Genomic DNA, 6,699 nt, shown 5'->3' with positions numbered 1-6,699 from the left:
CTCCCAGCCGTATTGCAGCTTGCTTTGTAGTGTTGCGATCGGCACGGCCAGCGCCATCGCGCCGCACAGGCCGAAGTGCGCGGGGCGTTTGTCGGCCACGAGCGCGTGGACGCTGCCGATCACCGCTGCCGCCAGTGCGAGGGCAAAGACCCACTGCTTGCCCGTGACCGGCGGTAGCGCGGGCCAGCCTACCAGGTAGCCGTGGGCAAGCGCGTAGCCCATGCCAAGGCCCAGCGCGGCGCCCCACCCCGGCTTGGCCGGACGCACGTCTTGCCAGGGTTTCCAGGCCAGTGCCAGAAAAACCGCGCTCAGCGTGGTGACGAGCAAAGTGCCGATGATGGATGGAAGGATTGCCTGCAACATGGGAGGGAATTACCCGTCCCCGCGCGTTTGCGCGGGGACGGCGCCTGATTACTTGTGGATGGCTTCGAACGCGGCGTGAATGGTGACCTTGGTGCCGACTACCTCCGGCCGGTAGTTGATACCAAAGTCGGTCCGGTCGATCGTGAACTCGGTTTCGCCGCCCACGCGCTTGTTGCCCCACGGATCCTTTTCCATGGTGCCCGTGTGAGTGAACGTGGTGGTGATTTCCTTCGTCACGCCGTGGAGAAAGAGATCGCCGGTGACTTCGTACTGCTTGTCACCTTTCTTGACGACCTTCTTGCTCTTGAAGGTGATGACCGGAAATTCCTTGGCGCTGAAGAAGTCGGTATCGCGCAGGTGCTTGTCACGTTTGGCCACGCCCGTGTCGACGCTGTCAGCCTTGATCACCAGGTTCACGCTGCTCTTTTCGGGATTGGCTTCGTCGAAGTTCACCGTACCGGAGATGTCGTTGAAGCGGCCCCAGTTGTTGGAGACGCCCAGGTGCAACACCTTGAAGACTACGTAGGAGTGATTTCCGTCGATGGTGAAGCTCTCCGCCGCGCGGGCGTTGGTGGCGCCAAGCGAGAGGGCAAAGGCCGCAATGGCGGCGGCGAAGAAAGTGGGTACTCGGCTCTTGATCATGTTCATTCAAACTCCTTGCATATACCTGTGACCGGCCTTTTGCCGGGAGCGCGCGGGAGGAACGCCCGGAAACGCGCTGTCGTCAGGAAGCTCCCTACAAGATGCACAGGAACGGTGCGGCGTTGCAACACTTTGTTGCGGATCTGAACGGGATTTAACGATGGAAGGGCAGGCGTCCGATGCTCATACCGGTTGCGAAGAAGACTGCTGAAAAAAACGGACCGGGGCGCTAGGCTGCCTCTATTCAGGAAACGGAAGCGGATCGTTGGGCAGCAACAAACAAAAAACTGACGGTGCGACAACGGGGGTCAAGAAGTGGGCGCCGTGGGCGCTGCTTGCGCTCACGTTGCTGGTTTTCTCCAACGGACTCACCGGTGATTTCGTTTTCGACGATTTCGTTTCTTTCGAAGATGCCTGGCTGCAGCACTCCATCACGGAATGGGGCTGGGGCAAGAATGAGCCACTGGGGCAGGCCTCCATGCGGCCGCTGGTGACGGGTTCGTTCTATCTCGACTTCGCGCTCTTTGGTCAGAACCCTACGGGCTATCATTGCTTCAATCTGCTGTTGCATCTCATCAACGTGCTTCTCGCCTGGCGATTGTTTCGGCGCCTTGGCGTGCCCGATGCCTGGTCGCTCTTTGCTGCCGCGATCTTCGCCGTTCATCCGGTGCAGACCGAGTCCGTGGTTTACGTCGCCGGTCGCCGCGATCTGCTGCAGGGGCTGTTCTATCTGGGAATCTTCCACCTGTATCTGAACTGGCGCGAGGCACCTTCCTGGCCGCGGGGTCTTGTGTGCGGGCTGCTCGTTTTCCTTGGGATGAATGCCAAGGCGAGCCTCTTCCCGCTGCCGGTGGTGCTGCTCCTGTATGAGGCCAGCATCGCCGGGCGCGGGTGGTGGGATGAGGGGCGCAACGCGCCATTGGCGCGCGCAATGGATGCATTGAAAAGCCGGACCAAGCTCTTTGCCGGGCTCTTCGCGCTGGCCACCCCGTTTCTCATCTACCGCGCCTTCTTCGTCACGCACGTGGGCACTTCAATTCAGTCGAAATGGATCGGCGGCAGTCTCGACACGCACCTGATGAGCGCGGCCAAGGCGCAGATTCTGCTGCTCTGGCGGCTCGTTTTTCCGTTGCACCTGCAGGCCGATTACTCGCCGCGCCACTGGCTCTATTCAAGCGGCTTCGACGATCCGCTCGGCTGGGCGGCGCTGGCCATCGGCGCGGCCTATCTCATCGTGATGGTGCGCTTTCTTTTCACGCGCCCGTGGATCGGCTTTGCCATGTGCGTGATTGCGCTGGGGCTCTTTCCGACGTGTCAGATCGTCCGGCATCGCGAGCTGACGGCCGAGCGCTATCTCTATATCCCGATGATCGGCTGGGGGATTCTCGCCGCTCGCGCGGGCGAATGGTTCTCGCGCAGGGATCGCGAGGATGCCGCGAGCATCGCAGGCTCGGCGGCCGCGGTGCTGATTGTTCTCTATGGCGCGCGCGCGTTCGTGCGCAACCGCGTCTACGACGGGCCCCAAAAGTTTTGGAGCGCCGTGCTGGAGGGGTCACCCGAGTGCGCACGCGCCATCGGCAATCTGGCCGTGTTTACCTGGGGTGACGGAGATCGCGAGCGTGCTCTCGCCGAGACGATTCGCGCGACCCGGCTCGATCCGCTCAACGCGGGCGCCTTTGCCAACGTGGGCGTGATGATGGGGTATCTCGGCAGAACGGAAGAGGCGCGGGAGAACCTCGCGCGCGCCGTCGCGCTCGAGCCCGAGTTTCCCTCCTACCGCGCCGACCTCGCCGGCGCGCAGCTCGAACTCGGCGAGATCGGCCCGGCGATGGAACAGATCGCCTGGATCGAACGCAACCAGCCGGGCAATCCCAGGCTGCCGAAGCTGAGAAAAATCGCCAGGCAGGTCCTTCAGGCTCAGCAGGCCAAATAAAATCGCAGTAATTTCAATTGGTTACGTATAAGCTACATATTTACAATCAGGCTTGACTGTTTGTTGCCTACCCCCCAGAATGCTGCTCGATGACGATGGTGTCACAAGCGGTAGAGCGCCCCCGGCGCACCCAGGAAGAGCGCAGCGCGGAGACCCGTGCGCGGCTCATGGAGGCGACAATCGACTGCCTCGTCGACCTGGGCTACGCGCGCACGACGACGACCGTGGTCTCCGATCGGGCGGGTGTCTCGCGCGGGGCGCAGCTCCACCATTTCCCCACCAAGGCGGATCTGGTGACCAGCGCCATCGAATACCTGGCCAATCGGCGCGGTGAGGACCTGCTGCACGAGGCGCAGGAGCGTCTCTCCTACGGCGACCGGATCTCGGCGGCCATCGATCTGTTGGTCGGCAGTTTCTCGGGCCCGCTCTTCTACGCGGTGCTCGAACTCTGGGTCGCCGCCCGCACCGATTCGGAATTGCGCGCCAAGCTCCTGCCGCTCGAACGTCGAATTGGAAAGAGCATGCGGCAGCTCGGCCAGCAACTCTTCGGCGAAGAGTTCATCAAGCGCCCGGGATTCGACGGCGCCCTGCAGCTCACCGTGCACCTGCTGCGCGGCATCGCGCTGGGGCGTCTTCTCAAGGAAGACGAGACCCGCGAGGCCGAGCTTCTTGAGTCATGGAAATGGATGGTAACGCAGCTTCTGGCTGCGAATAAGTAAACAACTCTCCGGCGTGAAGCACCGCACAGGGCGAGCGACCGGAGGCAAGAAGGAGAAAGAAGTTATGGGTCGCAAAGTATTCGTGGTCGGCGTTGGCATGACCAAGTTCGAGAAGCCCGGCGCACGCGCCGGTTGGGATTACCCCGATATGGCCAAGGAGTCCGGAACCAAGGCCCTTGAGGACGCGGGCATCAGCTACGACAAGGTGCAGCAGGCTGCCGTCGGTTACTGCTACGGTGATTCCACCTGCGGTGAGCGCGCCATCTACGAGCTCGGCATGACGGGCATCCCCGTCTACAACGTCAACAACAACTGCTCGACCGGTTCGACCGCGCTCTTTCTGGCCAAGCAGCTCGTCGAGGGCGGCATCGTCGATTGCGCCATGGCGCTCGGCTTTGAGAAGATGCAGAAGGGTTCGCTCCAGAGCCACTTCAACGATCGCAAGAACCCGATGGACAAGCACATGATGGCCATGATGAAGCTGCGCCAGTTCGTGCCGGCTCCTCCGGCTCCGCAGATCTTCGGCAACGCCGGTCGCGAGCACATGGACAAGTTCGGCAGCGAGCTGCGTCACTTCGCCAAGATCGGTTACAAGAACCACAAGCACTCGGTGAACAACCCCTACAGCCAGTTCCAGGATGAATACTCCCTCGAGGACATCCAGAACGCCAAGATGGTGTACGAGCCGCTCACCAAGCTGCAGTGCTGCCCCACCTCGGACGGTTCGGGCGCCGCGATCCTCGCCAGCGAAGACTTCGTCAAGAAGCACAACCTGCAGGACAAGGCCGTCGAGATCATCGGCATGGCCATGGCCACCGACGGTGCCGACACCTTCAGCGAGAACGACTGCCGCTACCTGGCCGGCTACGGCATGACCGCCGCCGCCGCCAAGAGCGTTTACGAGCAGTCGGGCTACGGTCCCGAGAACGTGGACGTCTGTGAGCTCCACGACTGCTTCAGCGCCAACGAGCTGATCACCTACGAAGGCCTGGGCCTTGCCGAAGAAGGCACCGCCCACAAGCTCATCGACGAGGACGCCTTCACCTACGGTGGTAAGACCGTGGTGAACCCCTCCGGTGGTCTGATCTCCAAGGGTCATCCCCTGGGCGCGACGGGTCTTGCCCAGTGCTCCGAGCTCAACTGGCAGCTTCGCGGCGAAGCCGACAAGCGTCAGGTCGAAGGCGCGAAGATCGCCCTCCAGCACAACCTGGGTCTGGGCGGCGCCGCCGTTGTGACCATGTACAAGAAGGCCTCGTTCTAAGGAACAGACTTCGCAAGCTGATTGAAACGCGCGCAGGCCCCGGGAGTCGAAAGAGGCTCCCGGGGCTCGCCGCTTGAAGGGGCGCTGGACGTGCGACAAGTCTCCGGTTGAAGCCGGTGGCCGAAATTTTCGGCCCCCCGCTGCGTCCGGATGCTTGAGAGGCGCTCCCAAAAAGAATCAAAACGGAATTCCACGGAGGAAGAGACATGGACCGTTCAGTCGTTTTCAATGAAGAGCACGAGATGTTCCGCCAGGCATTTCGCAAGTGGCTGGAGAAGGAAGTCGTTCCCTATCACGACCAATGGGAAAAAGACGGCATGGTGCCGCGCGAGATCTGGAACAACGCCGGTGAGCAGGGCTTTCTCTGCCCCACCCTGCCCGAGGAATACGGAGGCGCCGGCGCCGACTTCCTCTACTCGATCATCGAGATCGAGGAATGTGCCCGCGCCCGCGTGACGGGTCTTTCCTTCTCGCTCCACAACGACATCGTCGTTCCCTACATCTATGAATTCGGCAACGAAGAGCAGAAGAAGAAGTGGCTGCCCAAGTGTGCCACCGGCGAAGTCGTGACGGCCGTCGCCATGACCGAACCCAACACCGGTTCGGATCTGGCCAGCATCCGCGCCACCGCAATCAAGGACGGCGACGACTACATCATCAACGGCCAGAAGACCTTCATCTCCAACGGTCAGCACGGCAACCTCATCGTCACGGTCGCCAAGACCAATCCCGAGGCCAACCCCCCGCACGCGGGCATCTCGCTCATCCTCGTCGAGAGCGACACGCCGGGCTTCACCCGCGGCCGCAATCTCGAAAAGGTCGGCCTGCACGCGCAGGATACTTCCGAGCTCTCCTACGAGGACTGCCGCGTCCCGCAGACCAACCTTCTGGGTGAGAAAGAAGGCCAGGGCTTCTACCAGCTCATGAAGGAACTCCAGCAGGAGCGCATCGTCTGCGCCGCCGGCGCGCAGGCGGGTGCCGAGGCCGCCCTTGCCGAAGCAATCAAATACGCCAAGGAGCGTGAGGCCTTCGGCCGTCCCATCGGCCGCTTCCAGCACAACGCCTTCAAGATGGCCGAGATGGCCACGAAGGTGGAGCTGGGCCGCACGTTCGTGGACAAGCTCATCGTCGAGCACATGGCCGGCAAGAACATCGTCAAGGAAGTCTCCATGGCGAAGTACTGGATCACCGACATGCTCTGCGAAGTAGTCGACGACGCCGTCCAGCTTCACGGCGGTTACGGCTATATGCTCGAATACCCCATCGGAAAGATGTACCAGGACTGCCGCGTCCAGCGCATCTTTGCCGGCACCAATGAGATCATGAAGCTCATCATCTCCCGCCAGATGGGCCTGTAGCGCTTCGCGTTTTCTATCGCGCTGATAAACAAACCCCCGGTCCAAAGGACCGGGGGTTTTTGTTTTTCCCCATGCGCTACACTTTCCCCATGGCCACCCCCATCGACAAGATCGTCGCGAAACTCTCGAAGCATCCGGAGATCCGCTACGAACGTGACGAATTCAGCATCGTCGTTCCCAAGAATGATCTTGAGGGATTCGACGTGGCCTTCGACTGCGGGGGCGGGCGCTTTGCCGTGACGGTGGAGGGGCTGCACCTCTATTTCGAGGAAGAAGAGCGCGCGCTCGATGCCTTCGGGGTCGCGCTTTCGGACGCCGCGCGACTCAAGGTGACAAGCCGCGGCGGGCGCGACTGCCAGTGGGATTTTGAATACGTGGGTGAGGACGGCTGGGTCAGCTACGCCTCTGCCGCGGTGCCGACCT

Annotated in this window: 7 protein-coding genes; 5 read left to right on the top strand and 2 right to left on the bottom strand. The window is 61.8% G+C overall.

Annotation, left to right across the window (positions count from 1 at the left end; all coding sequences use genetic code 11):
* Both KDH09_02630 and KDH09_02625 read right to left on the bottom strand, forming a co-directional pair.
* Positions 1 to 363: hypothetical protein (locus KDH09_02630; protein MCB0218566.1), on the bottom strand; the 363-nt coding region annotated here is incomplete at its 3' end.
* Between the two features lie 48 nt (positions 364 to 411).
* Positions 412 to 1,005, bottom strand: a complete 594-nt coding sequence (locus KDH09_02625) for a YceI family protein (protein MCB0218565.1) — start codon at positions 1,003 to 1,005, stop codon at positions 412 to 414.
* A 265-nt stretch (positions 1,006 to 1,270) separates the two neighbouring features.
* On the opposite strand from KDH09_02625, the gene KDH09_02620 reads away from it, so the two are divergent.
* From KDH09_02620 to KDH09_02600, 5 genes are all read left to right on the top strand, one after another.
* Positions 1,271 to 2,938 carry a glycosyltransferase family 39 protein gene (locus tag KDH09_02620; GenBank protein MCB0218564.1) on the top strand — a complete coding sequence of 556 codons (1,668 nt, stop codon included), beginning with the start codon at positions 1,271 to 1,273 and terminating at the stop codon, positions 2,936 to 2,938.
* A 95-nt stretch (positions 2,939 to 3,033) separates the two neighbouring features.
* Complete coding sequence (locus KDH09_02615; GenBank protein MCB0218563.1) at positions 3,034 to 3,657, top strand: TetR/AcrR family transcriptional regulator; 624 nt, start codon at positions 3,034 to 3,036, stop codon at positions 3,655 to 3,657.
* Positions 3,658 to 3,721: 64 nt separating this feature from the next.
* On the top strand, positions 3,722 to 4,918 hold the full coding sequence (locus KDH09_02610; GenBank protein ID MCB0218562.1) for a lipid-transfer protein: 1,197 nt from the start codon (positions 3,722 to 3,724) through the stop codon (positions 4,916 to 4,918).
* A gap of 242 nt (positions 4,919 to 5,160) precedes the next feature.
* Positions 5,161 to 6,276 (top strand): acyl-CoA dehydrogenase family protein, encoded by a 1,116-nt coding sequence (locus KDH09_02605; GenBank protein MCB0218561.1) that lies wholly within the window; start codon positions 5,161 to 5,163, stop codon positions 6,274 to 6,276.
* A gap of 71 nt (positions 6,277 to 6,347) precedes the next feature.
* The coding region (locus tag KDH09_02600; GenBank protein MCB0218560.1) for a hypothetical protein at positions 6,348 to 6,699 on the top strand (352 nt) is incomplete at its 3' end.

Source organism: Chrysiogenia bacterium (assembly GCA_020434085.1).
In the GTDB taxonomy this organism is placed as follows: Bacteria; JAGRBM01; JAGRBM01; order JAGRBM01; family JAGRBM01; genus JAGRBM01.
Note: the sequence above shows the minus strand (reverse complement) of the source record. Positions and strands in the feature narration are given on the sequence as shown.

Excerpts from the sequence above, each read along its gene's own strand:
- KDH09_02610 (MCB0218562.1), top strand. The coding sequence starts at position 3,722 with ATGGGTCGCAAAGTATTCGTGGTCGGCGTTGGCATGACCAAGTTCGAG.
- KDH09_02605 (MCB0218561.1), top strand. The coding sequence starts at position 5,161 with ATGTTCCGCCAGGCATTTCGCAAGTGGCTGGAGAAGGAAGTCGTTCCC.
- KDH09_02615 (MCB0218563.1), top strand. The coding sequence starts at position 3,034 with ATGGTGTCACAAGCGGTAGAGCGCCCCCGGCGCACCCAGGAAGAGCGC.
- KDH09_02625 (MCB0218565.1), bottom strand. The coding sequence starts at position 1,005 with ATGATCAAGAGCCGAGTACCCACTTTCTTCGCCGCCGCCATTGCGGCC.